General features: G+C 70.9%; 24 protein-coding genes, 1 tRNA gene and 3 pseudogenes. 13 read left to right on the top strand and 15 right to left on the bottom strand.

The genetic code is table 11. The features are described from left to right. Window positions 1-64: 64 nt before the first annotated feature. Complete coding sequence (locus DIZ27_RS15405) at window positions 65-1615, top strand: carboxylesterase/lipase family protein (RefSeq protein WP_181383540.1); 1551 nt, start codon at window positions 65-67, stop codon at window positions 1613-1615. A gap of 163 nt (window positions 1616-1778) precedes the next feature. After that, window positions 1779-2786 (top strand): homoserine dehydrogenase, encoded by a 1008-nt coding sequence (locus tag DIZ27_RS15400; protein ID WP_109378960.1) that lies wholly within the window; start codon window positions 1779-1781, stop codon window positions 2784-2786. 59 nt (window positions 2787-2845) lie between these two features. Here the strand turns inward: DIZ27_RS15400 and DIZ27_RS15395 are convergent, their stop codons facing one another. Then, on the bottom strand, window positions 2846-3976 hold the full coding sequence (locus DIZ27_RS15395; RefSeq protein ID WP_109378959.1) for a winged helix DNA-binding domain-containing protein: 1131 nt from the start codon (window positions 3974-3976) through the stop codon (window positions 2846-2848). A 430-nt stretch (window positions 3977-4406) separates the two neighbouring features. Between DIZ27_RS15395 and DIZ27_RS15390 the strand changes: the two genes are divergently transcribed. After that, window positions 4407-4715, top strand: a complete 309-nt coding sequence (locus DIZ27_RS15390) for a hypothetical protein (RefSeq protein ID WP_109378958.1) — start codon at window positions 4407-4409, stop codon at window positions 4713-4715. 119 nt (window positions 4716-4834) lie between these two features. On the opposite strand, the pseudogene DIZ27_RS48750 reads toward DIZ27_RS15390, so the two are convergent. Further along, window positions 4835-4906, bottom strand: a pseudogene (locus DIZ27_RS48750) (maleylpyruvate isomerase family mycothiol-dependent enzyme); the annotation flags it as partial. A 611-nt stretch (window positions 4907-5517) separates the two neighbouring features. On the opposite strand from DIZ27_RS48750, the gene DIZ27_RS15380 reads away from it, so the two are divergent. From DIZ27_RS15380 to DIZ27_RS15365, 4 genes are all read left to right on the top strand, one after another. Continuing rightward, on the top strand, window positions 5518-6000 hold the full coding sequence (locus tag DIZ27_RS15380) for a hypothetical protein (RefSeq protein WP_146228950.1): 483 nt from the start codon (window positions 5518-5520) through the stop codon (window positions 5998-6000). Between the two features lie 55 nt (window positions 6001-6055). Next, the gene (locus DIZ27_RS15375; protein WP_109378956.1) at window positions 6056-6238 is read left to right on the top strand and encodes a hypothetical protein; all 183 of its coding nucleotides are present in this window, start codon (window positions 6056-6058) and stop codon (window positions 6236-6238) included. A gap of 19 nt (window positions 6239-6257) precedes the next feature. Then, the gene (locus tag DIZ27_RS15370) at window positions 6258-6461 is read left to right on the top strand and encodes a hypothetical protein (RefSeq protein ID WP_146228949.1); all 204 of its coding nucleotides are present in this window, start codon (window positions 6258-6260) and stop codon (window positions 6459-6461) included. 98 nt (window positions 6462-6559) lie between these two features. Continuing rightward, a complete protein-coding gene (locus DIZ27_RS15365) occupies window positions 6560-6790 on the top strand; it encodes a hypothetical protein (protein ID WP_109378954.1) in 231 nt (76 codons plus the stop codon). An 85-nt stretch (window positions 6791-6875) separates the two neighbouring features. Here DIZ27_RS15365 and DIZ27_RS15360 read toward each other — a convergent pair whose 3' ends face one another. After that, window positions 6876-7073, bottom strand: coding sequence for a maleylpyruvate isomerase N-terminal domain-containing protein (locus DIZ27_RS15360; protein WP_258308381.1), 198 nt, complete (start codon window positions 7071-7073; stop codon window positions 6876-6878). Between the two features lie 179 nt (window positions 7074-7252). On the opposite strand from DIZ27_RS15360, the gene DIZ27_RS15355 reads away from it, so the two are divergent. After that, window positions 7253-8236, top strand: coding sequence for a phosphotransferase family protein (locus tag DIZ27_RS15355; RefSeq protein ID WP_109378953.1), 984 nt, complete (start codon window positions 7253-7255; stop codon window positions 8234-8236). A 48-nt stretch (window positions 8237-8284) separates the two neighbouring features. Here DIZ27_RS15355 and DIZ27_RS15350 read toward each other — a convergent pair. From DIZ27_RS15350 to DIZ27_RS15340, 3 genes and pseudogenes are all read right to left on the bottom strand, one after another. Continuing rightward, window positions 8285-8707 (bottom strand): annotated as a pseudogene (locus DIZ27_RS15350) (transposase); the annotation flags it as partial. Window positions 8708-8726: 19 nt separating this feature from the next. Continuing rightward, the gene (locus tag DIZ27_RS48440; RefSeq protein ID WP_181383536.1) at window positions 8727-10580 is read right to left on the bottom strand and encodes a transposase; all 1854 of its coding nucleotides are present in this window, start codon (window positions 10578-10580) and stop codon (window positions 8727-8729) included. Between the two features lie 55 nt (window positions 10581-10635). Further along, window positions 10636-11397: pseudogene (locus DIZ27_RS15340) on the bottom strand (IS256 family transposase); the annotation flags it as partial. 224 nt (window positions 11398-11621) lie between these two features. Between DIZ27_RS15340 and DIZ27_RS15335 the strand changes: the two are divergent. Continuing rightward, window positions 11622-12341: a leucine-rich repeat domain-containing protein gene (locus DIZ27_RS15335; protein ID WP_109379012.1), complete on the top strand. Its 720-nt coding sequence runs from the start codon at window positions 11622-11624 to the stop codon at window positions 12339-12341. 80 nt (window positions 12342-12421) lie between these two features. Here the strand turns inward: DIZ27_RS15335 and DIZ27_RS15330 are convergent, their stop codons facing one another. The 6 genes from DIZ27_RS15330 to DIZ27_RS15305 form a co-directional block, all read right to left on the bottom strand. Next, on the bottom strand, window positions 12422-12853 hold the full coding sequence (locus DIZ27_RS15330) for a DUF4259 domain-containing protein (protein WP_109378951.1): 432 nt from the start codon (window positions 12851-12853) through the stop codon (window positions 12422-12424). Between the two features lie 324 nt (window positions 12854-13177). Next, window positions 13178-13251, bottom strand: a tRNA-Ala gene (locus tag DIZ27_RS15325). Between the two features lie 460 nt (window positions 13252-13711). Next, a complete protein-coding gene (locus tag DIZ27_RS15320) occupies window positions 13712-14089 on the bottom strand; it encodes a hypothetical protein (RefSeq protein WP_109379011.1) in 378 nt (125 codons plus the stop codon). 69 nt (window positions 14090-14158) lie between these two features. Then, entirely contained in the window at window positions 14159-15307 is a 1149-nt protein-coding gene (locus tag DIZ27_RS15315) for a M48 family metallopeptidase (protein WP_258308380.1), read from the bottom strand. A 260-nt stretch (window positions 15308-15567) separates the two neighbouring features. Then, the gene (locus DIZ27_RS15310) at window positions 15568-15831 is read right to left on the bottom strand and encodes a DUF397 domain-containing protein (RefSeq protein ID WP_109378949.1); all 264 of its coding nucleotides are present in this window, start codon (window positions 15829-15831) and stop codon (window positions 15568-15570) included. Beyond that, window positions 15828-16613 (bottom strand): helix-turn-helix transcriptional regulator, encoded by a 786-nt coding sequence (locus tag DIZ27_RS15305; RefSeq protein ID WP_258308379.1) that lies wholly within the window; start codon window positions 16611-16613, stop codon window positions 15828-15830. The genes DIZ27_RS15310 and DIZ27_RS15305 overlap by 4 nt, the downstream gene beginning before the upstream one ends. A 136-nt stretch (window positions 16614-16749) precedes the next feature. Between DIZ27_RS15305 and DIZ27_RS15300 the strand changes: the two genes are divergently transcribed. Next, a complete protein-coding gene (locus DIZ27_RS15300) occupies window positions 16750-17292 on the top strand; it encodes an ATP-binding protein (RefSeq protein ID WP_181383535.1) in 543 nt (180 codons plus the stop codon). On the opposite strand, the gene mmuM is transcribed toward DIZ27_RS15300, so the two are convergent. Next, entirely contained in the window at window positions 17192-18109 is a 918-nt protein-coding gene (mmuM, locus tag DIZ27_RS15295) for a homocysteine S-methyltransferase (protein ID WP_109378946.1), read from the bottom strand. The two genes, DIZ27_RS15300 and mmuM, sit on opposite strands and share 101 nt — an antisense overlap. A 116-nt stretch (window positions 18110-18225) precedes the next feature. On the opposite strand from mmuM, the gene DIZ27_RS15290 reads away from it, so the two are divergent. From DIZ27_RS15290 to DIZ27_RS15280, 3 genes are all read left to right on the top strand, one after another. Beyond that, window positions 18226-19059 carry a class II glutamine amidotransferase gene (locus tag DIZ27_RS15290; RefSeq protein WP_109378945.1) on the top strand — a complete coding sequence of 278 codons (834 nt, stop codon included), beginning with the start codon at window positions 18226-18228 and terminating at the stop codon, window positions 19057-19059. 109 nt (window positions 19060-19168) lie between these two features. Then, window positions 19169-19969 carry an isocitrate lyase/phosphoenolpyruvate mutase family protein gene (locus tag DIZ27_RS15285; RefSeq protein WP_109378944.1) on the top strand — a complete coding sequence of 267 codons (801 nt, stop codon included), beginning with the start codon at window positions 19169-19171 and terminating at the stop codon, window positions 19967-19969. A 71-nt stretch (window positions 19970-20040) separates the two neighbouring features. Further along, window positions 20041-20466: an NUDIX hydrolase gene (locus tag DIZ27_RS15280; protein WP_109378943.1), complete on the top strand. Its 426-nt coding sequence runs from the start codon at window positions 20041-20043 to the stop codon at window positions 20464-20466. Here DIZ27_RS15280 and DIZ27_RS15275 read toward each other — a convergent pair. Beyond that, a complete protein-coding gene (locus tag DIZ27_RS15275; protein ID WP_109378942.1) occupies window positions 20453-21202 on the bottom strand; it encodes a hypothetical protein in 750 nt (249 codons plus the stop codon). The genes DIZ27_RS15280 and DIZ27_RS15275 overlap by 14 nt on opposite strands. A gap of 30 nt (window positions 21203-21232) precedes the next feature. Further along, complete coding sequence (locus tag DIZ27_RS15270) at window positions 21233-22660, bottom strand: hypothetical protein (RefSeq protein ID WP_258308378.1); 1428 nt, start codon at window positions 22658-22660, stop codon at window positions 21233-21235. Window positions 22661-22814 lie beyond the last annotated feature (154 nt).

Raw genomic sequence — 22814 nt, 5'->3', positions numbered from 1 at the left:
GCGAAGGGCTGGTGGGCAGATGACGGCAGACGACCGGGCGAGCCCCGTCACCCCCGTGACCCGCATGAGCCCCATGCGCCCCGTGGTCAGGACGCCGTACGGCGCCGTACGCGGCAGTTGGGAAGACGGGATCGCCGTGTTCCGGGGCATCCCGTACGCGGCGCCGCCGTTCGGCCCCCGCAGATTCCGGCCCCCCGTCCCGCCGGACCCCTGGGACGGCGTACGCGACGCCGACGCCTTCGGCCCCACGGCCCCGAAACCCCCGTACTCCGAAGCCTTCGCGCGCTATCTGGCCGATCCGTCCGTCGCCGGCGACGACTGTCTCAACCTGAACGTCTGGACCCCCGACCCGTCCCCGACAGCCCGTCTGCCGGTGCTGGTGTGGCTGCACGGAGGGGCCCTGACCAGGGGTTCCTCGGCAATACCGGTGTACGACGGGCGGACCTTCGCCCGTGACGGCGTGGTGTTCGTGTCGGTCAACTACCGGCTCGGCGTCGAGGGCTACGGCCTCTTCCCGGACGCCCCCGCCAACCCGGGCCTGCGCGACCAGCTCGCCGCCCTGCGCTGGGTCCACGAGTCGGTCGCGGCCTTCGGCGGCGACCCCGACCGCATCACCCTGGGCGGCCAGTCCGCCGGGGCGATCAGCACGGGCGCGCTGATCGCCGCCCCGCAGACCCAGGGCCTGGTCCGGCGGGCCGTCCTGCAGAGCGGACCGCCCGAGGCGTCCGACCGGGGCAAGGTGCGGCGGGTGGTGCGCCGCATGGCGAACCGGCTGAAGGTCCCCGCGACCGCCGAGGCCTTCGCCGCCGTCGACCGCGAGCTGCTGCTGCGCACCCAGGCCGAGGTGGGGCGCCTCAGCAGCCCGGTGCTCGGCGGGCCCGCCTTCGGCATAGTCGTCGACGACGACCTCGTCCCGCGCGACCCCCTGGAGGCACTCACCGACGGCGGCGCGGCCCCCGGCGTCGACCTGCTCACCGGATGGACCACTGACGAGTACCGGCTCTGGCTGGTACCGGGCGGGCTCCTGGAACGCGTCGACCGGCTCGGCGCGGTCGCCCTGGCCGGGGCGAGGGCCCGCTGCCACTGCGGCAGCGAGGTCCCGCGCGGCTACCGCGCCCTGCGCCCGGACGCCGGCACCGCCGAGATCGTCGGGCAGTTGGTCACCGACCATCTCCTGCGCATCCCGCTCCACCGACTCGCCGACGGCCGCGAAGCCCCCTCGTACGTCTACGAGTTCGCCTGGCCCTCCAACCGCCCCGGCATGGGCGCCTGCCACGCCCTGGAACTCGGCTTCGTCTTCGACAGCGGCGACGAGCCCGACGCGCGCAGACTCGCGGGCGAGGGCGCGCCCCGGGCCCTGTCCGACGCGATGCACGGCGCCTGGGTGCGCTTCGTCTCCGAGGGGGAGCCGGGATGGGAGCGCTGGGACGCGAGCCACCCGGTCCGCGTCTTCGACGACGCCCCTCCGGCCACCGTGCACGGCCCCCGGGACCGCGAACTGGCCTTGTGGACCACACCCCCGCCCCCCACCGAGCAGTCCCCTCCCCCCGCCCCCTCGGAACTCCGCTCGGTCGTCAGCCGCCTGCGCCGCAGTGGTGTGCTCCGGCGGCACTGAGGGGCGGGATCCCGGCGAACGGGGCGCAGGAGCACTTGCCTGCCGGTCACGGCGCTCCGGCTTCGGCTCCGTTCCTGCGCGAGGTCGGCTCTTCCCCGGTGGCGTCACCAGGGAATGCGAGGCTTGACCTCCCGCACGGCGTACCGAAGAGGGGCAGAGGACCATGCGTGAAGTGAGCCGGGCCGATGTGGTGCTCTCCGGATACGGTCCGGTCGGCCAGGCCTTCGTCGAGCACCTGGCTCGGCAGCGGGACGAGCTTGCCCGCCGGCACGGTGTACGGGTGAACGTCGGGGCCGTCCGGGCGAGTTCCGGACAGTGCCGACTCCGCGAGGGCGAACCCGTGCCGCCCCGTTCGGCGTGGAGCCCACTGGTCTCGCTGGAGGAGACGCTCGACCGGACCGCTGCCCGCGTGTTCGTCCAGGCGATTCCGTCCTCACCCCGACTCCGCCGGCACGCCGCGGAGGAGGCCGTGACCGCCCTGCGCAGAGGGGTCCACGTGGTCACGGCCACCAAGAGCCACCTGCTCAGCCACTGGCGGGACCTCGACGAAGCGGCCCGTGCGGCCGCCGCCATGATCAGGATCTCCGGGGCGACGGGAGCCGCTCTGCCGGCGGGGGACCTGTCCAGGACCTCGTTGCGAGGTCTGGGCTGCACGACGATCCGGGCCTGCCCGAACGGCACCGCCACTTTCGTCCTCGACCGCCTTGCCGAGGGCGACTCGCTGGGGGAGGCGGTTCGGGAGGCTCAGCGCCGCGGAATCGCGGAAGCGGATCCTTCGTCCGACCTGTCCGGTGAGGACGCCGCCACGAAGGTGCGGCTGCTGGCAGCGCTGGCCTGGGGATGGGACCCGGCGTCCGTACGGGTGCGGGCGGAGCCGGTGGACGAGGGCACTTCCCGGGCGGCGTCGGCCGCGGTCTCCCGAGCACGCCGTCTGCGGGCCGTGGCGAGCGCATCCGTGGACACTCCCCGTCTGGTCCGCGTCCGACTGGAGGAGACGGAGCCCGGTGACCCCCTGCACGCGCTCGTCGGACCGGAGAAGGCTGTGGTGTTCGGCTGCCCCGACGCCGGCGACGTGATCGTCAGCGGGGGGCGCTCGAGCCCCCTGGGCGCTGCGCTCGCCCTGGTGAAGGACACCATCGAGGTCACGGCTCCCCGAGCCGGGTTCCTCTGACACGCGTACGTGGGGGACCTGTGCTTTTGCTGTGGGAGGAGACAGAGCGGGCAGGACGGTCAGCCCTTGACGATCCTGCTCTCGACACCGGGAATCCCCTTGTCCCACCAGTGCCCGTAGCGCCGGTAGACGGCTGGGTCGCGGTCGGCGAGCAGCACACACAACCTCTCCGCCTCCTCGGTCAGACCGTGCCACGCGGCCTTCGTGAGCGTGCGGAAGGCGGTCAGTTCCAGGCCGCCGTCAGCTGCGCGCCACACTCCGGCGACCTGTCCGTCAACGAGCAGGCAGGGCAGCATGTCGCCGTTGCGCCGTACGACCGCTGGCCGGTATTCCTGCGGCAGGAGCCGCCCGGGGACGGCGTGGGCCAGCATCGTGCTGTCCCACATCGGCAGCAGCCTCGGCGGCACCGGGGCGTCCTCGGCGGGCACGGTGGCGTCCGCCAGGTCGAACAGCGGGGCGCGGCCCGGACCCGCCACCCGCACCACCCGGTCGCCGAGCTCCCGCAGTGCCTGGGCGACCACTGGGCGCCCCAGCAGGGTGAACCGGGCGAAGTCCCGGGCCGACGCGGGCCCGAACGCCCGTAGGTGGGCGAGCAACAGCCGCCGCACCCCGGCCGCCGCGTCCTGGGGCGCGTATTCGGAGGCTGCGAGGTAGGCGTTCCGCTGGGTGAACGACCACGGGCCGCCGGTCGGCGCATGATGTATCGGCGCGTACGTCCGCAGCGCCCACCACACACGGTGTGCGTGCTCGCCGAACCGTCCCGTGACCTCCTCCTCCACCTCGGCGCCGGTGCGGGGCCGTGCCAGGAACCCGGCAAGCTCCGGCAGCAGCGCGTCGGCGTCGGTGGGGGTCAGCGCCGTCGAGGTGAAGCGGCGGTCGTACAGCCGCGACGCCCGCAGAGTGCTCAGCATGGCGGCGTGGTGGTGTGCGTAGTCCTCGGCATGGACGGCGTGCAGAGTGATCCGCATGAGGGTCGCCTTGACGATCCGGCGGTCCGCGAACGCCGCGTCGAGATCCTCGGGCGCGAAGTCCTGCAGGCGGTTCCACAGCGCAAGGTACGGCGACGCCGACGTCTGCGCCTGGATGGCGCAGATCCGCCGGACCGCCTCCGCCACATCGAGACGCCGGCGTTCGAGCAGGAGTTGACGGTCCAGAGTGGCCAGGAGGAGCTGCCGCGCGGTGAGGGTCACGCCCAGATCATGCCGCGCCCCGGCCGTCCAGGAAGCCGGTCCTGCCGGATCGCCACGAGCACTTGGGTCCCAGAGGTGACACACCTACCCGAAAAACCGTGAGCACTTCGCCCACCACTGTGCATATGCCGCTCATTCGAGCGCTCAAGTGACATTCGTCTGCTGACTGTTCACGCTGTTCACGCTTTTCACCGAGGCGTCGGCCATCCTCCGTCGCGCAGGTCCCGTACAGACCCGGCCCCGGCGTGCGCGGCCGCGCCGTCCGCCAGTGACCGCCGACACCGCCTGCCACCAGGCCGCCGCCCGGCCCTCTCCTGAGAAGCCGGACGCCGGGCAGGGCCAGGAGGCCGGGCGGTCAGGGAGGACGCGTCCTTCATCGCGGCACCCGGGCTTCTGAGATGATCATCACGGGAGTGATCAAGGGGGGCGCGTGTCCACGTTCTTTCTGGTGGTCGGTTCGGGGATGGCGCTGGTGCTCGGGGCGGCGGGGGCGGTGGCACTGGTGACCGGCCGGATCGTACTGCCCTGGTTCCGGGGCAGTGTGAGCCGTCCCGGACTGTGGGGTGCCGGCGCGCTCCTGCTCGCCGGAGGGCTCGCGGCCACGCGCCGCATGCCCTCCGGGGGCAGCATGCCGCTCGTCCTGGTCGGGCTCTCCCTGATGACGGCGGCGCAGCTCCTCGAGGAGCCCCGGCAGACACGCTCCGGCCGGACCGTGGGGTCCGCGAACCGTTCGAAATGATTTCCGGGACGCCGATGTCGCGCGACTTCATCGAAGGGGAGAGCACGCCCGAGCGCGTTCTGCGCGTCCCAGCGGTGGATCAGTGCCTCCTGGGCGCGCCGCCGCTGCCAGAAGCCAACGGTGTGCGGCGGGAAGAAGGCCCACGCTTCGACGGCTGGATCGGTCTCCAGCACGGCCAGTAGCTCGTCCACCGATGCGTTGGACCGGCCCTGCACCTCGGCGCCCGCCTGCGGTGCGGGCGGTGCCTCGTAGTCGGGGTGCCGGCAAGGATCGTGTCACCGATCCTGCTGGTTAATTCCGTGCCGTCACACCGGACGGCACGGAATTAACCAGCAGGATCGTCACCAGCCGCAAACGGCGTCTCGTCTACTCCGGTGACGGCGTGGGGCTGGGCAGTTCGCCCGTGGCCGTCGCCTTGGCGAGCGCAAGCCGACCGCCTTCGCGGGCCCGGCGGAAACGATGGGAGAAGCACGGTATCCAGCTGGACTGCGCGGCCCGTGAGGTGCGGGCGGAGCTGAAGAGCCGGCTGCACCTCCCTCTTCCACTGCTGTTCCAGCCGTTCCTGTTCGTCCCTGCGGTCCTGCTCCCGCCTCGCTTTGCTGATCGCGTCGTCCAGCGCCATACGACGGTAGCCACGGCTACCGACAGTCAGGACCGATCCGGCCAACTCATCCGGCATGGAGCCGGTTCGGACATTCGGGCACGCATTTCAACAGGAACTGTAAAGCCGCTTGCCATGAACACATCGACGCATCGAAAATCAGCCAGCTGCGCTCGACTACATGAAGATCCGCTCGAGAGGATGATTCATTTGCGTCTCAAGGGACAACGCACAAGCCTCTGTTCCGCGATCACGACCGCACTCCTCGCCGCCTCTGCGGTGGTGGTCACCGCCGAGCCCGCGCAGGCAGACGCGCGCTGCCACACCACGTGGGAGATCGCCTACAAGGACGTCGGCACGTACTACCCCGTCACGCTGCACGGGACCACGGTCGCCCTACAGAGCGGCAGCCCCAACGGATCCGCCCGCGCCAGGGCGAGCCTCAGGGCCGGCGACATACTGACCCTCGACCGCTCGAAGTATCAGACCACCCGCAAGTGGTCGACAACCACCCAGGTCATGAACGAGTTGAACGGCTACGACTACTGCGGCGTCACCGCCACCTCTGGCGGAACGTGGTACACCCCGCAGATCGAGGGCTACCAGAACGCGATCCGTGTCTGTCTGCGTCGCGGAGGCGCTCTCCAGTGCGCAAACTGGTGGTACGCCGACCAGGACGGATAACGACCGTCTCGAGCGAGCCCCGGAGGCCCACTCCGGGGCTCCGCCCGACGAGCCCGTGGACGCCATCGGCCGTTCCGAGACGGGCTTCGCCATCGCCGACCGTGAGCACGAGGTGGCCCACCTGCGCCGGCGCGGCATCACCGCGCACGAGAACGGCCTGCTGAAAGGCGGCCGCCGGGCACTCGCCGAGGTGGCCAGCGCAGCGGAACTGCTGCGGCCTGCCAGGTCCGAGGACTGATCACCGCCGTTTGCGGCTGGTGACGATCCTGCTGGCTTATTCCGTGCCCGGCGGGGCTGGCGGCTCCAGCGGCGGCCCGTGGACGCGCGTGTTCGACCAGTCCTCGGGGCTGGGCCAGACCAACGGGGGCACGAGCACCATCGACTCCGCCGGCGTGAACCGGAGTTCCTGCTTCGGCGACAGCGTCAAGCAGATGTTCGACGACCAGGGCTCCGTCACCTGACATCCAGCGGACCGGTGTTCACCCCGCCGCACGGCCAGTAGCGTGGCGGGGTGAGCGCCGTTCCCGTACGGCTCCGCAACTCGCCAAAGAGGTCGCCCATGAAGCGCTCCGGCATCCGCGCCCTCGTCGTCACCGCAGGCGTCGCTGCGGCTGTGGCCACCGTCGTCGCACTCCGTCCGGACACGTCCGAGTCCCCCGCCTCCCCGCCCGAGCCCGGGGGCGACACATCGACCTCCGAGGTTCAGCACGACCAGCGCGACGTAGAGGAGTACTGGACCGACCGCCGCATGAAGGAGGCCGAACCGGCACTCATGCCGCACGAGGAGTAACGACTTCTATGTCAGCCACCTTGCCCGCCTCGACCTCTCCCTCGCCGCGTGACCGAATAAGCCAGCAGGATCTGCGACAGCGTTCTTACCGGCACCCCTGGTCGCCACGTTTGCCGGTGATCGCAGCGGCGGCCCAGCGGTTGCCCCGGCCCGTGTGCTCGGCAAGGTCGCGCAGCGTCCATTCCCCGCAGTGGGGGACGGATGCACCGAGGTCGTGCCCGAGGCAGGCGCTGAACGCAGCGGACTCCTGGCGCAGCAGCTGGAGGCGGGGCAGCGAAGTCACTGCGCTGCCCCACTCACCCCGTCGACGCCCGCGGTTCCTACCCGGCTCGCCGACACCCGAGCCCAGGCCCAGTACGAGACAGCCGGCTGATCTTCTCCGGCATTACTGCACGAGTAATTGTCAAGAGTTGTGGGTGGAGAGCCAAATGCATCCGTCGATGAGATCGATAACCTGCCTCCATGGCTGCGGACGAGGGGGCCGAGCACATCAGTACCAATCTTGAAGACCAGGGTTGGAGTGCGACGCGGGCCTGGGTGGAGAAGGGGCTGTCCGAGACAGAACGCATCGAGGATGTCGCGCGGTTGCGTGGCGGCTGGACGTCGGAAATGCGCCGTCTGGACATCTGTGGGCCGGGCGGTCGACGGTCGCTGGTCCTGCGGTCTTTCGTCAAGCCCTTCTACGTTCGGCACGCGGAGGGCCTGCTGACTCGCGAGGCAGCCGTTCTGCGCCTGCTCGGCGGCACGGATGTGCCCGCGGCCAGGCTGGTGGCCGTGGACGCCACAGCGCAGTACTGCGACCATCCGTCCTTGCTGATGTCCCTGTTGCCCGGGACCGTGCGCCTGGGCGATGAGGGGGCCGACCGGCGTGCCGAACTGCTGGCCCACCAGTTGCTGCGCATCCACCGGCTGCCGGTGACCGCCGAGGTACGGCCGCGCGCGTATCAGGCGTGGACCTCTCCCGAGCGGGTGAGCCCGCCCGAAGACACCGATCAGCCTGAGCTGTGGCAACGGGCCGTGGACGTGATCCGCCGCGAGCCCCCGGAGCACCGGGCCTGCTTCCTGCACCGGGACTTCCATCCCGGCAATGTCCTCTTCACGGGCGACGGCGCCGGTCTGCGGATCAGCGGCGTCGTCGACTGGGTGGAGACCTCCTGGGGGCCGGCCGACCTGGACGTGGCCCACTGCTCGACGGCCCTGGCTCTGCTGCACGGGGCTTCCGCGGGCATACACTTCGCCGACCGCTACGTTGCGGCAGGAGGGACGCTGGCCGAAGAGCGCGCCGCCCATCTCTACTGGCGCCTGCTGGACGCCCTGGCCTTCGCTCCGGACGCCGAGAAGGTCGCCGTCCCGTGGCGCGAGGTGGGCCGTGCCGAGCTGACTCCCACCTTGCTGACCAGGCGGCTGGAGGGATACCTCCAGGCCCTCTTCGCGCGCTACGCCTGAAGCCGGATCGACGGCCTGCGAGCAAGGAGGCCCTGGCTGGCGGGCCTGTCAGGCTGCGAGTTGTTCGGGGCGTTCGACGAGCCGACCGCGCTCGAAGCGGGCCCCGGCCCGGACCAGGGCGACGAGGTGGGGTGCGTTCACGGCCCGCCACCGCTGCTGGGCGGACTCGACGAGTTTGAAGACCATGGCCAGGGCGGCGGTGCGGGAGCCGGCGCCGCGGGTGACCTTGGTCCGCAGCCGGACGGTGGCGAAGGTCGACTCGATGGGGTTCGTGGTGCGCAGGTGGATCCAGTACTCGGCCGGGAAGGCGTAGAACGCCGGCAGTTGGTCGCGGTCCTCGGCGTTGTAGATGTCCTGGATGGCCTTCTTCGCGCCCGGCTGCGCGGACTTCGGCAGGCTGTCCAGGACATTGGGCCTGTTGCGTTTTCGCCTGCTGCGGCATGGCATCGAGGAGCTGGGGAAAACCGGGCGGGGCGGCCCGCCCTCTCCGCTATCCGGTCGCGGTCCGGGTCTTGTGCGGCAGAAAGTCGGGTGCGGTGCGGAACAGGGTCAGCAGATTGAGAGTCAGTGCCGCCAGCAGTGACTCCTCCTGAACGGCCTGCAAGCCTCGTCGGGCGAAGCGTCGCAGCCCGATGAGCTCCTTGAGCTGGGCATTGGGGGTCTCGGCGATCGGACCGCGTCGACGATGGGCRGCCGCGCCATGCGGGGTGCGCAGGCGGTGGTCCATCGCGCGGATCGGGTCGGCGTCCGCCGGTGGCGGTCCCTGGGCCGGCTCGGCTGCGGCCCGTTGCTGCAGGGAATGCTGCCTGCCGGTGGCGATGAGCCGGTTCGGTCCGGGCAGGGTGAGGTTCTCCAAGCTGAGATAGCCAGCGTCCATCAGCATCGCCGAGACCCACAGACCCAGTACGGAGCGGGAGTTGACGAGGCCGAGCTCGGCTTTGGGAACGGGCTTGTCCGGCTTGACGACCGCCGCGGCATCGGCCGCTCGGGCCGGGAGGACGTTAACCGGAAAGCCGTGCGCCGGCCGACCGGGACGCTGAATGGGCTCGCCACGCAGGCTCACCGGGCGGTTGTTCACCAGGAGCGGCGCGATCTGGCGCAGGCGGGCGAGCATCGGTGCCAACTGGTGAACGTCGATCGGGTCGTTGGTCGCCTCGATCCCGGCGATCACCCCGTCGCCCAGCGCGACCACCTGCACGTTGTATCCCTGCACCCAGCCTCCGTGCCGCACCGGCATGACCCGGCTGTCGGGGTCAGTGGCATTGCGTTTGACCTTGCCCGCCCGCGGCGCCTCCTCGTCCGGCTGTCCGCTTCCCGCGTCCGGTGCCCCGGGCAGGGGCTCTCGTGCCGTCTCGCCGCCGCCTTGGCGCTGCTGCAATTCCTGCCCCACCTCGGCGAACGCCGCCAGCCTGCGCCGCAGGTATTTGCGGGCATCGTGGACCCGGAAGGTGTGCGGGGTCAGCGGCCTGCCCTCGGCGCGGGCCTGTTCCCACGCCTGCCGCTCGCCGTCCAGCCGCTGCCCGGCCCGTTCGATCTGCGCTCCGATCGCCTCCAGCCGCACCTCCAGCCAGGCCCGCCGGTCCATGCTCCTGCGGACCCGATCAGCTGCCCGCCCCGCCAGCCGCCCGCCACGCAACAACTCCGCGGTGCGCGCACCCACCTGCTCGGACGCCGTGGCCCGGGCTGCCTCCTCCGCCTCGATCTCCGCGATCCCGCGTCGCAGCCGGGCCAGCCGGTCGGCCCGCCGTGCCAGCCCGGCCGGCAGTTCATCGCCCCGCTCCCGCCCAAACCGTGTGCTCTCCTCGGCATCGGTCCGTTCGGCCTGCTCCAGCAGCTCCCGGGCCTGCTTCGCGAACCACTCACGCCCATGGGTGGCCTGCAGCGAAGCATTGGCCGCGATTTTCGTGCCATCCAACGCCACCTCACCCAGCCGTCCCAGCCCCGCCCGTGCGCACAGCCGCAGCACCTCGGCGAACAGCTCCTCCACCACCCCCAGCCGCTCGGCCCTGAACCGGGCGATGGTGGTGTGGTCCGGCCCGCGCAGCCCGCAGATCACCTTGAAGGCGACGTCGGTGGTGCACAACCGCTCGATCTTCCGCGACGAGCGCACCCCGCCGGCATACGCGTAGATCAGCAGAGCCAGCAGCATCTCCGGGTCGTACGCCTGCCGACCCACCCCGCCCAGCCGGTACGACGAGCGCAACTTCTCCCGGCAGCCGTCCGACAGCGCCGCCACCGCGTCCAGGACGAACCAGGCAAGATGCTCTTCCGGCAGCCACTCCCGCATGTCCGGAGGAAGCAGGAACTGCTGATCGCGCTCCACCACGCGGAAACCCTTGGCCACCCGCCGAGTCTCCCAAATCCCACAAGCCCCAGCAGGCGAAAACGCAACAGGCCCCATTGGCCGTTTTGTGAACCCAGCACCTTTGCTCGCGGGTGGCGGGGAACACCTCCGCCAGGGCCCGCCACAGGCCCATGGCCCCGTCGCCCACGACGAGCTCCGGATCGCGCATGCCGCGCCGCCGGCAGTCCCGCGGCAGGTCCGCCCAGGACTCGGTCGACTCCCGCAGCCCCTCGGCCAGGGCGATCAGCTCCTTGCTGCCGTCCGGGCGCACGCCCATCAGGACCAGGACGCGGGAGTGGGCCTGCCCGAGCCGGACCCTGGGGTGGACGCCGTCGGCCCACACGTACACGTAGTCGACCTCGGCGAGGTCGCGATCCATGAACGCGGCGTGGTCGGCCTGCCACTGCGCCGTCAGCCGGATGACCGTCGCCGGAGAGAGCCCGGCGGAGGAGCCGAGGAACTGCTCCAGGGCGGGCACGAAGTCGCCGGACGACAGTCCGTGCAGGTAGAGCAGCGGCAGCACCTCGCTGATCTTCGGCGACTTGCGGCACCACGGCGGCAGAATCTTCGAGGAGAACCGCTTGCGCTCGCCGGACTGCTCGTCGACGCGCTTGTCGTTCACCCGCGGCGCCTTCACCTCGACCGCGCCGGCCGCGGTGGTGACCTGCCGGGGCTGGTGGTAGCCGTTGCGGACCACGAGCCGACGGCCGGTCTCGTCCCGCTGATCGGCCAACTCGGCGATATACGCGTTGACTTCGGCCTCCAGGGCGGCGGCGAGCATCCTCCTCGCTCCCTCGCGGACGATCTCGTCGATCAGGAAGCCGTTGCGTCGTCGTTGACTACGCTGAGCACGGGCGTGCCTTCCCGGCCGGTGCTGCGAACGCCGGCCTACTCGATGACCATCAGTCGATCACTCGGGAAGGTACGCCCTTCGCGTGCTTCCCGAGTTCGATCCACAGATCTTGAGCATGCCTCTTGCTGCACGGCTTCAATCTCTACGCGAGAATCCCGATCCGGGCCGTCAACGGAAAGGACGAGGCCGTGCAGCCCACCCTCAACCTCTGGCGCCGGCAGCTCGGGGAGGTGCCCGAGTCGGTCTGGCAGCGCACCGAGCTTCGCGTGCTGATCCTGGCAGACAACGGCCTCACGGCCCTCTCGTCGAAGATCGGACAACTGGTCCGTCTGACCACTTTGGACCTCGGCCACAACAAGCTCACGTCGCTTCCCGACGCTCTGGGCGACCTGGTCGAACTCAGCGACTGCCTCTACCTGCACGACAACAATTTGTCCCGACTGCCCGATGCATTGGGCAACTTGACGAAGCTGCGCTACCTCAACGTGGGCGAGAACCTTCTCACCGTCCTGCCCGAAACCGTCGGTCGGATGACGGGACTGATCGAGCTACGAGCCCAGTACAACCGGCTGACCGGATTGCCCGACAGCATCGGCCACCTCCACAAGTTGCGCGAGCTCTGGCTGCGGGGGAACGGACTCAGAACCCTGCCCTCCACGGTGACTGATCTGCATGAACTACGGCACCTGGACCTGCGGGAGAACGACCTCACCGAACTGCCCGAGTCCCTGGCCGGTCTTTCCCGGCTTCGGCAACTCGACCTCCGCAGCAACCACCTCGTCCAGATTCCGGACTGGGTGGTGCGGATGCCCGCCCTGGAGAAGCTGGATCTTCGGTGGAACACCTGCACGCTCCCCCGCCCCGTGCTGACGGGGCTGGAGGAACGCGGGTGCGTCGTCCTGCTGTGAATCGCCGGCAAAGCACTCCAACGCGAAGCTGCCGTCATTTCTCGGGTTCTGGCTCGACTTCTGCGCAGAGTGACGCTCCGTCATGGCTGGACATCGAAGAGAGCGAAAGGAGTTGGCGGCGGGGCGAGTACTGCGCGAAGGCGGGTGAGCATCGTCCGCCATTGCTTCCAGTCTTTCGGATCGACCCAGTTCGAGGCCGGCCCCGCCTCGTCGTCGGCGATGCGGGCGAGGGCTTCGTCAGCGAGCGTCCGAAGGTCGGTGGGAAGCGCGGGCATGGGTGTTTCCGGGCCGTAGGGCGTGTCGACGGGGTCGCCTCCGGGGCATTGCGCCGCGATCAGTGCGGCGGCGGCCACCGCTTCTTCCGCTTCCGCGAGGTGGCCTGTGGCGTCGATCGTCCGGATGAGGACGCCTCGGATCAGGGCTTCGCGTGCATCGGGTTCGGCGTCGTCGAGAGCGTTGGCGAAGTCCGCGGCTGTGTCGTTGTCGAAGGGGCCGGTGTCCCAGGTGCCCATGCTGATCTCCTTGCGTTGCTTCGGCGGGATCCTCGCATCAGGCACCGACAACACGACTATGGGGCGAGCAGGACTCGTTTGCGCAGGCTTCGCCCTTCTGCGAAAGCGAGTTCTGCCGGCGTGATGGCGGGCTCGGTGGGGTCCACTCAGAACTCCGGTCGTGAGTCACGCATGCGGTTGCCGTCTGCACCGCCTCTTACTTCCACTGGTTCGGCCAGTCGGCTTCGGGTGCCCCGGCGGCGCCTGTCGAAGCGACTGGACGAGCGGTTCACGTCCTGATCACCAGAACCAGAACGGCCGGTGGCCGTGACTGCCGGGGTGGGACGGGGCCGACCGGATTCGAACCGGCGTCCTCCCACATGCGGTGAAGGCGCGACGACCCCTGCGCTACGAGCCCCATCCCGCCAGGGATCGTACGAGCTCCCTGCACTCCGCCGCTCTTGAATCGTCGAGACGACGACGGATCACGATGGTGCCCCGCCAGGTGGCGCAGGGGGATCTCCGCGGTCCCTGCGCTGCGGGGCCGGAGACGGGTGCTGTGCCGAAAACCGTGAGCAGTCAGCGGGCATGTGTCACGTAAGCGCTCAAACGAGCGGCATCAGGACAGCAGTGGCCGAAGTGCTCACGACTTCGGGACGGTGGGTCCTCCCCGGGGCGCGGGCGCGCGTCCCGGCATCGCCCGCGTCGAGCCCGCCGGGCAGCACGACCGGTCCCGACCCGCGACGCCGCCTTCAGATCCCTTGCACCATCCGCAGGGACACCATCCGGCCCGGCCATGCGAACCGACAACCTCGCCGTCGCCTACCAGGCCGCACGCTACCTCGCCGCCACCCTCATCCGGGCCCGGCGACAGCCTGCTCAGCGATCGACCACCCAGCGTGCGTCCGCAGGCCAGGATCCCGTGCCGACGATGTGCTCCACAAGCCTGAACGCCTCACCGATGGGCACGGTGTCTTCGTCCGGGTACTCGTCGTGCTGCCCGTTTGAGAGGACGAACCCGTCGCTCGATCCCTCGGCTCCTGGATCCACGGCATGCTCGCCGGGATGGCCCTCTTCTTCGAGCAGCATCACCATCGCCCGCTCGGTGTTCGTCACGACGGCCGACGAGCGTCCTGACGAACTGGTCAGCCACGTCTCCGACTGCCCACTGCCGACCCTCGCCCGAAGCGTCTCCACCACCGCCTCGGACGACACAGCGACGGCGCTGCCGTCATGGATCCCCCAGGACTCGCGCATGAGCACGACGATCTCATGGACGGATCCAAGAGACGATGCCTAATCGTCGAAGCCGTCCCGGATGATCTTTCAGGCCACCGTGCTGCGTGCGTCGGCGAGTTCTGCGGCGATCCGGTGTTCCCGGTCGTCGTCCGCCACCACGGCCGCAGGCACGGGCACACCGGTGAGCAGGCACTCCCGGCGCAGATGGGTCGGCGGATGCGTCGAGTCGACGCTGTGCCCCCTCAGGACGCCGACACGCCGCTGACGCTCGTACTCGTACTCCGGAAGCGAATTGATGCGCGCGGCGAGGTGCTCCCACAGCTCGTCCCCGCGAGCCTCGGCCTGCCTGGTGCCGCGCCGCGAGGCCCGGGCCTTGTTGGTCTCGATCCGCAGGGTGTTGGCGGTCGACTCCGCGACCAGGAGCCGGTCCATGAGCCCCACGGCGGCCTCGGTGGAGCCGGCGCGGGCGGCCACGGAGTCGGCGAGGTACTCGGCACGCTGAGTGGCGCGCAGCGTCAGCTGGTCGAGCAGCATCAGCATGCCCTGGAGCAGTGAGTACGGCACGAGGTAGAGCAGGTTGACGAACATTTCGCCTGGAGACGGGTTCGCGATCGGGGTGAAGTAGTAGCGCCACGTGGTCAGCGAACGGTACGCGGTCGCGACGATCAGCCCGTGGCGAGTGTCCCCGTTGCTGTAGTGGCTCAGCTCATGGCCCAGCAGTGCGATCCGCTCCTGCGGGGTGAGGACCTCCCACAGGGGCAGGCCCAGCATCAGCAGGCGACGACCGCGCACGCCGTAGGTCGTCACGGCGGCATTGACCTCGGCGTCCACCGCGATCACGTCCACACCACGGGTGTCGGCCACGCGGGCGACCTCGTCGATCAGCGCGTACAGCTCGGGTGCCTCCGCACGGTGCAGCAGCGGCGCGTCGTCGGGCAGCCCGGGCAGCCGCGGCCGGAGCGACCACGCAAGCGCCAGGAGGAACAGGCCCAGCACCACCCCGGCACCGCCCCATCCGCTCACGACACACCAGATCCCGCCCGCCAGCAGGGCGAAGGTGATGCCGTGAACGCCGAGCGCGATCGCACAGGCGAAGAGCGCGGGGGCATCCCGCCTCGGACTCAGCGTCCTGCCGGCGGTCACCTCGGCGAGCAGCTTCTCGCCGTGCCGACGGGCCAGGGTGCGCCGTGCCCTCTCCAGCCGCCCCTGCTTCTCCTCGGGCTTTGCCGGATCCACGTTCCAGTCACATGCGGCGCACCAAGTGATGAACCGGCTGTCCCCACGGATCTCGGCCCCGCACTGAGGGCACGGCCGAGTCACTTCTTCTGTGGTGCTGCGCATGAGTGCGCTGTTCCTTCCCCCACAGCCTTCCAGCTTCCCAAGGCTGCCTGTTCATGACATGTCAAAGCTGATCACATGGGCGTGCCCGCGTAAAGCCTCGGGCCCCGGCCGACATTCGACGTCGCCGGGGCCCGCCACGAACTCAACGAGGCCGCTTACGGGCGCGGTCCAGCCGCGGTCAGCTCTCCCCCGGACAGGAACGCGGCCCAGGTCTTCGGGGTGACGGTGAGATGGGAGGCGTCGGGGGTCTTGGAGTCGCGGATGTGGATGGCGGTGGGGTGGGCGGCCACTTCAAGGCACTGCCCGCCTTCGCTGCCGCTGTGGCTCGACTTGCGCCAGGTGTAGGCGACTTCGATGCAGTTGCCGCCCTCGTCGCCGCTGTAGGTCGACTTGAACCACTGGAGTGCGGTGCTGCTCATTTCTCTCCCAGGAGACGGTCCAGCAGATCCCTTGTGTCCTCGGGCGTGAGGGCCTGTGACCGCAGCATCGCACATTTCTGCGTCAGGATCGCCACCTCGTCGGGGTCGGCGATCAGTTGGCTGCCGCGCTGGTTCTCCGTGTAGGCGAGCCGCTGGTGTTCGGGCGTCTCCAGAAGTACGAACGGGCCGTTGAGTCCTGCGTGGCTCGTTCGTTCCAGCGGCAAGACCTGGAGCATGAGGCCCGGTAGTTCGGAGCACTCCCGCAGATGGCAAAGCTGCTCGGTCCAGACTTCCCGACCGCCGATTGGCGCCAGAACTACCGGCTCCCATACTACGAAACAGGTGATGGGTGCGTCCTTGCCGTGCAAGATCCTGTGGCGCTCAAGGCGCGCTGCTACCAGCCGGGCGATCGTGTCTTCGCCGTGGAACGGCACGCGGCTGCGGAAGACCGCCCGTGCGTATGCCTCCGTCTGAAGCAGACCCGGCACCACCTGGTTCTCGTAGGAGGAGATGGCGATGGCCTCCCGCTCCCGGTCCAGGAACTCCTCCGCCCACAGCGGCACCAGATCCACCTCCGGCATATGGGCCAGCGCAGCCGTCAACGCGCCCTTGGTGTCCAGGAGGTCGTCCAGTTGGTCGGCGAGGTCCGGTTTCAGGGGGCGTCTGCCCTGTTCGATGGAGGCGATCTGCTGCTCGCTCACGACGAACTGTTCGCCCAGGGAGCGCTGTGTGTGGCCCGCCGCCTCCCGGAAGGTGGCGAGCAGGGCGCCCACCATCTTCATCGCGGACGCGTTCCTGCGTGACCGGGACCGTGGTCTTGCCGTGGTGCTCATAGGGTCGAACTCCCCACCCGCGCGTGTACGTTCACCGTCGCGCATGCGTACATACGGGACGTACGGGCGCGCGGACTGTTTCATGATGGGTACGGAGCGTGACTCTCGTCCTGTGAATCAGGAAACTTCACCCCTGTCCCAAGCCCAAGCTCCACGTGAGCGGTTCTTCCGGCGGGAGCGCCGGTCCGTGCCGGACGCGCGGACGTTCGCGCGGCGGGTGCTCGCAGAGTGGGGTGCGTGCGGGCGTGAGGACGATGTGCTGCTGTGCGTCAGCGAACTCGCCACCAACGCGCTGGTGCACGGTGTGCCGCCGGGCCGTGGGTTTCTGCTGCGGATGCTGCCGTACGGCGACGGTGGCGTACGGGTCGAGGTGCACGACAGCGGGGGCGGTGTGCCGGCCGTACCGGAGGAGGCGGATGCGCCGGAGCCCGGGGAGGGCGGCCGCGGGCTGCTGCTGGTGGGGGAGCTGGCGGACAAGTGGGGCGTGGGGGAGCGGGACCCGGGGAAGGTCGTGTGGTGCGAGTTCGCTACGGCTCCCGCACCGCACGGGCGATCGCCGCGATCGTCTCCGGCCCCACCCGGCAGCACCCGCCGATCAGCCGTGCCCCGGACTCCCGCCAGTCCGTGACCCGACCGGCCGTGAAGGTCGGCCGGCCGGTCCATGCCCGCGCCCCGGCGTCCCAGGTCTCGCCGCTGTTGGGGTAGACGACGACGGGTTTGCCGGTGACGCGGGCGGCGAGGGCGACGGCGTGGTCGGCGTCCTCGGGGGTGCAGCAGTTGACGCCGACGGCGATCACCTCGTCCGCCCGCGCGGCGAGCGCGAAGGCGTCCGACAGGGGCTGACCCGCGCGGGTGCGGTCACCGGACGCCGAGTACGACAGCCAGGCCGGGACGCCGAGCCCCCGCAGTGCCCGGAGCAGGGCCTTCGCCTCGTCGGTGTCGGGGATCGTCTCCAGGGCGAGCACGTCGGGGCCGGCGGCGGCCAGGGCCTCCATGCGGGGGCGGTGGAAGCGTTCCAGCTCGGACACGGTGAGCCCGTACCGGCCCCGGTACTCGGACCCGTCGGCGAGCATCGCGCCGTACGGGCCTACGGAGGCCGCCACCCGGAGGGTGCGGGGCGTCCGGGCCCGGCGGGCCGCCTCGCGGGCGCACCCGACGCTCAGAGCGAGCAGGCCGGCCGCCTCCTCCCGTCCGATCCCGCGCCGGGCGAAGCCCTCGAAGGTGGCCTGGTAGCTGGCGGTGATCGCCACGTCCGCGCCGGCCTCGAAGTAGGCGAGGTGCGCCTCGGTGACCGTCTCGGGGTCCTCGGCGAGCAGGCGCGCCGACCACAGTTCGTCGCTCAGGTCGTGCCCGGCCGCCGCGAGCTGGTTGGACATGCCGCCGTCGAGGACGACCGTGCCGCCCGCGAGGGCGTCGGTGAGGGCGGGGACGGGGGCGGTGCTCACTTCCCCGACGGTAGTCGAGGCGGCCCCCGGCCTGCCTCGCGGCCTCACAGCGCGCCCCTGCGGCAGGGCTGGGATCCTGAGGGGAGACGACCCCGCGGTCGGGAAGGCGGTGGACGATGTGCCGTTGGCTGGCTTACTCAGGTACCCCCATCCTGCTCGACAGCCTCCTTTACAAGCCGAAGCCCTCGCTGATCGATCAGAGCCTGCACGCCAAGCTGGGCGTCGAGACGACCAACGGTGACGGGTTCGGCGTCGGCTGGTACGGGCCCCGCACCGACACTCCGGCGGTCGTCCGGGAGATCGGCCCGGCCTGGAGCAACCGCAATCTGCGGGAGATCGCCCGCCACGTCCGCTCGCCCCTGTTCTTCGCCCACATCCGGGCCTCGACCGGATCAGCGGTGCAGGAGACCAACTGCCACCCGTTCCGTCACGGCCGCTGGATGTGGATGCACAACGGTGCGATCACGGGTTTCCACCGCATGCGGCGCGACCTCGCCCTGACCGTCGATCCGGAGCTCTTCCTCTCCGTCGAGGGGTCGACGGATTCCGAGTTGATGTTCTACCTGGCACTCACCTTCGGTCTGGAGCAGGATCCGCCCGGCGCGGTCGCGCGGATGGTGGGCCTGGTGGAGCGGGTCGGGCGCGAGCACGGGGTGGAGTACCCGCTGCAGATGACGGTGGCGGTGACCGACGGGCGACGGCTGTGGGCATTCCGCTACTCGACGCAGAGGGCGTCCCGTTCGCTCTTCTACAGCACGCGCGTGGAGACGCTGCGCTCTCTCCACCCGGACGTGGAGTTCCTGCGTGAGGCGTCCGACGAGACCCGCCTCATCGTGTCGGAGCCCCTGGGGGGCCTGCCCGGGATGTGGAACGAGGTCCCCGAGGGCAGGTACGGCGTCGTCCAGCCCGAGGGGGACGAGATGGCTCGCTTCATCCCTCAGCCGGTGTAGGAGCGAGTCCCCGGTGAGGGGGGCGGGTGGCTTCGTCCCGCCGGGCCTGGGCAGCGGGGGCGCGGACGCTTCGGCCGGCACCGAAGCGTCCCGCCCCTAGCGTTGCCCCATGGCCCAGCGGACCTTCGCCGATCTCCACCACGCCGACGAGCCCCTCCTGCTGCCCAACGCCTGGGACCACGCCTCCGCCACCGCTCTCGCCGCCCAGGGGTTCCGGGCGGTCGGCACCACCAGCCTGGCCGTCGCGGCGGCGGCCGGGCTGCCCGACGGTGCGGCGGCGACCCGGGAACAGACCCTGCGACTCGCCCTCACCCTCGGCTCCGAGCCGTTCCACCTGTCCGTGGACGCGGAGGGCGGATTCAGCGACGACCCGGACGAGGTGGCCGGGTTCGCCCGCGAACTGCACGCCGTGGGTGCCGTCGGCATCAACCTGGAGGACGGGCTCGGGCCCGTCGACCGGCACGCCGCGAAGATCGCCGCCGTCCGGGCCGCGGCCCCCGGCCTCTTCGTCAACGCCCGCACCGACACCCACTGGCTCGGCGACGGCGAGGGTGACGGCACGATCCGGCGCCTCGATGCCTACCGACAGGCCGGAGCGCACGGTGTGTTCGTCCCCGGACTCACCGACGCCCGGGAGATCGCCTCCCTGGTACGCCACTTGGGAGACGTTCCCCTCAACATCCTCTACTCGCCCACCGGTCCCTCCGTCCCCCACCTCGCCGACCTCGGCGTACGCCGGATCAGTCTCGGCTCGCTGCTGTACCGGAGGGCGCTGGGTGCGGCGGTGGAGGCGGCGACCGACATCCGGGCGGGCCGCGCACCCGGCGGCCCGACACCCACGTACGAGGAGATCCGGGCACCGAGCCGGGAGGCCGACGGTGCGGCCGACGCCACGGCTTCCTTCGGGTGACCCTGGTACGGTGTCGGCTTTCGCGGGTATCAGAACCCTTGGACTCATCTCCGGCGAAGGACCGAGGAACCATGGACATGGACATCCCCGGCGACAAACGGCTGGCGGCAGCGGTCGTGAGGGACGACGAGGGGCGTGTGCTCCTGGTGCGTCGCAGCGAGACCGAGAGATTCCTTCCCCGGGTGTGGGGCGTACCGTGCGGCAAGCTCGATCCCGGCGAGAGCGCCCGGGACGGCGCGCTGCGCGAGCTGAAGGAGGAGACCGGCCTGCTCGGTGAGATCGTGCGCAAGGTCGGCGAGTCGTCCTTCCTCAGCGAGTACGCGGGGCACGAGGTCAAGAATTGGCAGGAGAACTTCCTGGTCCGTCCGCTGTCCCGGGAGGTCACGCTGCCCAGTCCGGATCAGGACCACGCCTGGCTCCACCCGTCCGAGCTGACCGGTGTCGACATCGACGCCTACAACCTGGACGTCGTACGGCAGGCGCTCACGGACTCCTGAGCAGCTCCGCCAGCGCGCCCAGCGCGTCCAGGTAGGCCGGCACGTTCAGCGGCACCTTCGGCATCGCCGCCGGATGCGGGTCCGCCGCCGTGAACACGTCGGTGTGCCGCCGTCGTCGCCCGCCCGTCTCCAGGAACAGCGTCACCGTCGGCGCGTCCGTGTCGCACCAGGCGCGGTGCAGGGTGTGCGCCGGCAGGGCGTATGTGCTGCCCGCCGCGTACCGGCCCAGATGTGTCAGGCGCAGCCGCGCCGGACCCGCCGGTGCCAGCAGCCAGTCGGCCGACCCCTCGGCCAGCGACTCCTCGAACCGGGTCGTCCTGATCCCGGCGCCGTCCCGCGCCCCGGGCCCCGTCTCGGGCATCTCCTCGTACAGCTCCGTGCACAGGCGCCCTCGTACGACATGGGAGGCCAGCGCCGAGCGGTGGTTGTGGATGTCCTCCCGGCCGGTGCCGTCCGCGCCCGCGTGCCACACGTGTGCGCGCAGCATGTGCAGCGGGCCCGCGTCGACCAGCAGCAGTTTGTCGAAACCGAGGACGTGCCGGTACGACAGCCTGGCGCAGGCCTCCGGATCACCCGCTCCGGAGGCGAGTTCGGTGACCAGCTCCAACAGGACTTCCGGAGCCCCGAGTTCGGCGACGACCGCATGAGCCGCGGCCACCTGGTCCTGTTCGGGCAACGTGCCGTCCAGGGGCCTCGCCAGCAGTCGCCGTGCCGCCGGAACCCGCTGACCGCCCATGCGCTCCGTCCTCCGTCCTCCGGCTCCCGCTCACCGCGCGGGCGCCGTCTCGTCGGGCCGATAGGTCCACACCGCGTGGGCGCGCAGCGCCGTCACACCCTGGTACGTCATCCACATCGGGCGCCGCAGTTCCGTGCTGTCGCCCCGTTCCCAGGACCAGATGCCGTCCTGCTGCCCTGCCCGCACCGACGCCGCCGCGCCGTCCAGCAGCTCCCGCCAGGTGTCCTCCAGGCCGTCCTGCCGGGCCACCTCCAGCGCGCCCGGGGACAGCAGGGCGCGCACGATCCAGGACGCGGTGAAGTGCCGTACGTTCAGCACCTCGTGGTGTGCGGGGTCGTCGGGGCGCGGGCGCCGTACCTCCTCGCGCCGGTACTCCAGGTCCAGGCAGGCGTGGTGCGGCGCGTCGGGGCAGGACAGCAGCCAGCGCACCCCGTCCTCACGGGCGGCCCGCACCGCCGCGCTCTCGCCCAGGACACGGGCCGCGCGGTCGAGGGCGAGCACCGCCTGCGCGGTGTGCACCGGGGACGGCGGCCCGTACGGAGGGTCGATCCGGTAGCCCCAGCAGCGCAGATGGTCCCGGCCCGGATCGCTGATCGACCCGTCGACGAGTGCCTCCCGCAGCACCGGCAGGGCGTCGCAGTCGGGCGCGGCGCGCAGCAGCCCGCGCAGCACCGTCGTCATCACGTGCGTCGACTCGCGGCCGGCCCGGTCGGCCTCACGGGTGAAGGCCGCCGTGCAGAGGTCCACCTCCCGCGCGAGCTGCCCGCCCCGGGTCGAGCCCGCGCGGGCCAGGGCGCCCAGCACCAGCGCGGTGACTTCGGGACGGGCCCGCGCGCCCTGCGACCGGGCCGACCAGCCGCCGTCGGGCAGCCGCAGCCGCCACAGCGTGTCGGCCAGTTCGCCCGGCGTGAGGCGCCCGTCGGGCATGCCCAGGTCGAGCATGATCTGCAGCCCGTACGCCGTACCGACCGAGGTGGGGCGGGACGGGGTGCTCTCGCCCAGGGAGTGCGACCAGCCGACGAGCCGCCCGCGCTCCGGATCGTCGACGGCGGACACCTCGTCGACGAGGGTGTCGTGGGTGGCCGCGAACAGGCGCGGGAGCGGGCCGGGCACCGGGCCGGCGGTGGGCGCGGGAGGCGGCGGGGGCCGCTGGTCCGGAGCCGTGGCGCGGGCCCGTACCAGGGCCGCGGCGAGCCAGGCGGCGAGCGCGGTGCCGAGTCCGCTCACCGACGCGACCAGGTACTTCGCGGCCTCCCCGGCGACGGAGTCGGGCAGCACCTCGAAGAGGAACTGGAACACGGCGTATCCGGCGGCCGCGCAGCCGAACCCGCCCAGCCAGCCCACGAAACGGGTCGGCCGGGAGGCCGCGTCGTCCCCTCCGGCGGGGGCGCGGTCGTCCGGACGGGTGGGGGGCAAGGGGCCGCGGCCGAGCTGCTGTGGGGACAAGGCGCGCTTCATCCCCTCCCGTTGGGCGGCACATGACGTCCGCGATCACGCCATCTTAGAAAAAAGGCTCCGACTCAACGTCCGTACCGCTGTTTTCGCCGTCTCACACCCGGCACCGCCGTCCGATGCGTGACCGTGGCACATACGACCCCATTCCGGCCTCATC

Origin of the sequence: Streptomyces sp. NWU339 (assembly GCF_003143855.1) — a bacterium.
Classification (GTDB): domain Bacteria; phylum Actinomycetota; class Actinomycetes; order Streptomycetales; family Streptomycetaceae; genus Streptomyces.
The sequence above is the reverse complement of the archived record's forward strand: the minus strand, read 5'-3'. Positions and strand labels throughout refer to the sequence as shown.

Excerpts from the sequence above, each read along its gene's own strand:
- DIZ27_RS15405 (WP_181383540.1), top strand. The coding sequence starts at position 65 with ATGAGCCCCATGCGCCCCGTGGTCAGGACGCCGTACGGCGCCGTACGC.
- DIZ27_RS15400 (WP_109378960.1), top strand. The coding sequence starts at position 1,779 with ATGCGTGAAGTGAGCCGGGCCGATGTGGTGCTCTCCGGATACGGTCCG.
- DIZ27_RS15380 (WP_146228950.1), top strand. The coding sequence starts at position 5,518 with ATGATTCATTTGCGTCTCAAGGGACAACGCACAAGCCTCTGTTCCGCG.
- DIZ27_RS15365 (WP_109378954.1), top strand. The coding sequence starts at position 6,560 with ATGAAGCGCTCCGGCATCCGCGCCCTCGTCGTCACCGCAGGCGTCGCT.
- DIZ27_RS15355 (WP_109378953.1), top strand. The coding sequence starts at position 7,253 with ATGGCTGCGGACGAGGGGGCCGAGCACATCAGTACCAATCTTGAAGAC.
- DIZ27_RS15330 (WP_109378951.1), bottom strand. The coding sequence starts at position 12,853 with ATGGGCACCTGGGACACCGGCCCCTTCGACAACGACACAGCCGCGGAC.
- DIZ27_RS15320 (WP_109379011.1), bottom strand. The coding sequence starts at position 14,089 with ATGCGCGAGTCCTGGGGGATCCATGACGGCAGCGCCGTCGCTGTGTCG.
- DIZ27_RS15310 (WP_109378949.1), bottom strand. The coding sequence starts at position 15,831 with ATGAGCAGCACCGCACTCCAGTGGTTCAAGTCGACCTACAGCGGCGAC.
- DIZ27_RS15305 (WP_258308379.1), bottom strand. The coding sequence starts at position 16,613 with ATGAAGATGGTGGGCGCCCTGCTCGCCACCTTCCGGGAGGCGGCGGGC.
- DIZ27_RS15300 (WP_181383535.1), top strand. The coding sequence starts at position 16,750 with ATGGGTACGGAGCGTGACTCTCGTCCTGTGAATCAGGAAACTTCACCC.
- DIZ27_RS15290 (WP_109378945.1), top strand. The coding sequence starts at position 18,226 with ATGTGCCGTTGGCTGGCTTACTCAGGTACCCCCATCCTGCTCGACAGC.
- DIZ27_RS15285 (WP_109378944.1), top strand. The coding sequence starts at position 19,169 with ATGGCCCAGCGGACCTTCGCCGATCTCCACCACGCCGACGAGCCCCTC.
- DIZ27_RS15280 (WP_109378943.1), top strand. The coding sequence starts at position 20,041 with ATGGACATGGACATCCCCGGCGACAAACGGCTGGCGGCAGCGGTCGTG.
- DIZ27_RS15275 (WP_109378942.1), bottom strand. The coding sequence starts at position 21,202 with ATGGGCGGTCAGCGGGTTCCGGCGGCACGGCGACTGCTGGCGAGGCCC.
- DIZ27_RS15270 (WP_258308378.1), bottom strand. The coding sequence starts at position 22,660 with ATGAAGCGCGCCTTGTCCCCACAGCAGCTCGGCCGCGGCCCCTTGCCC.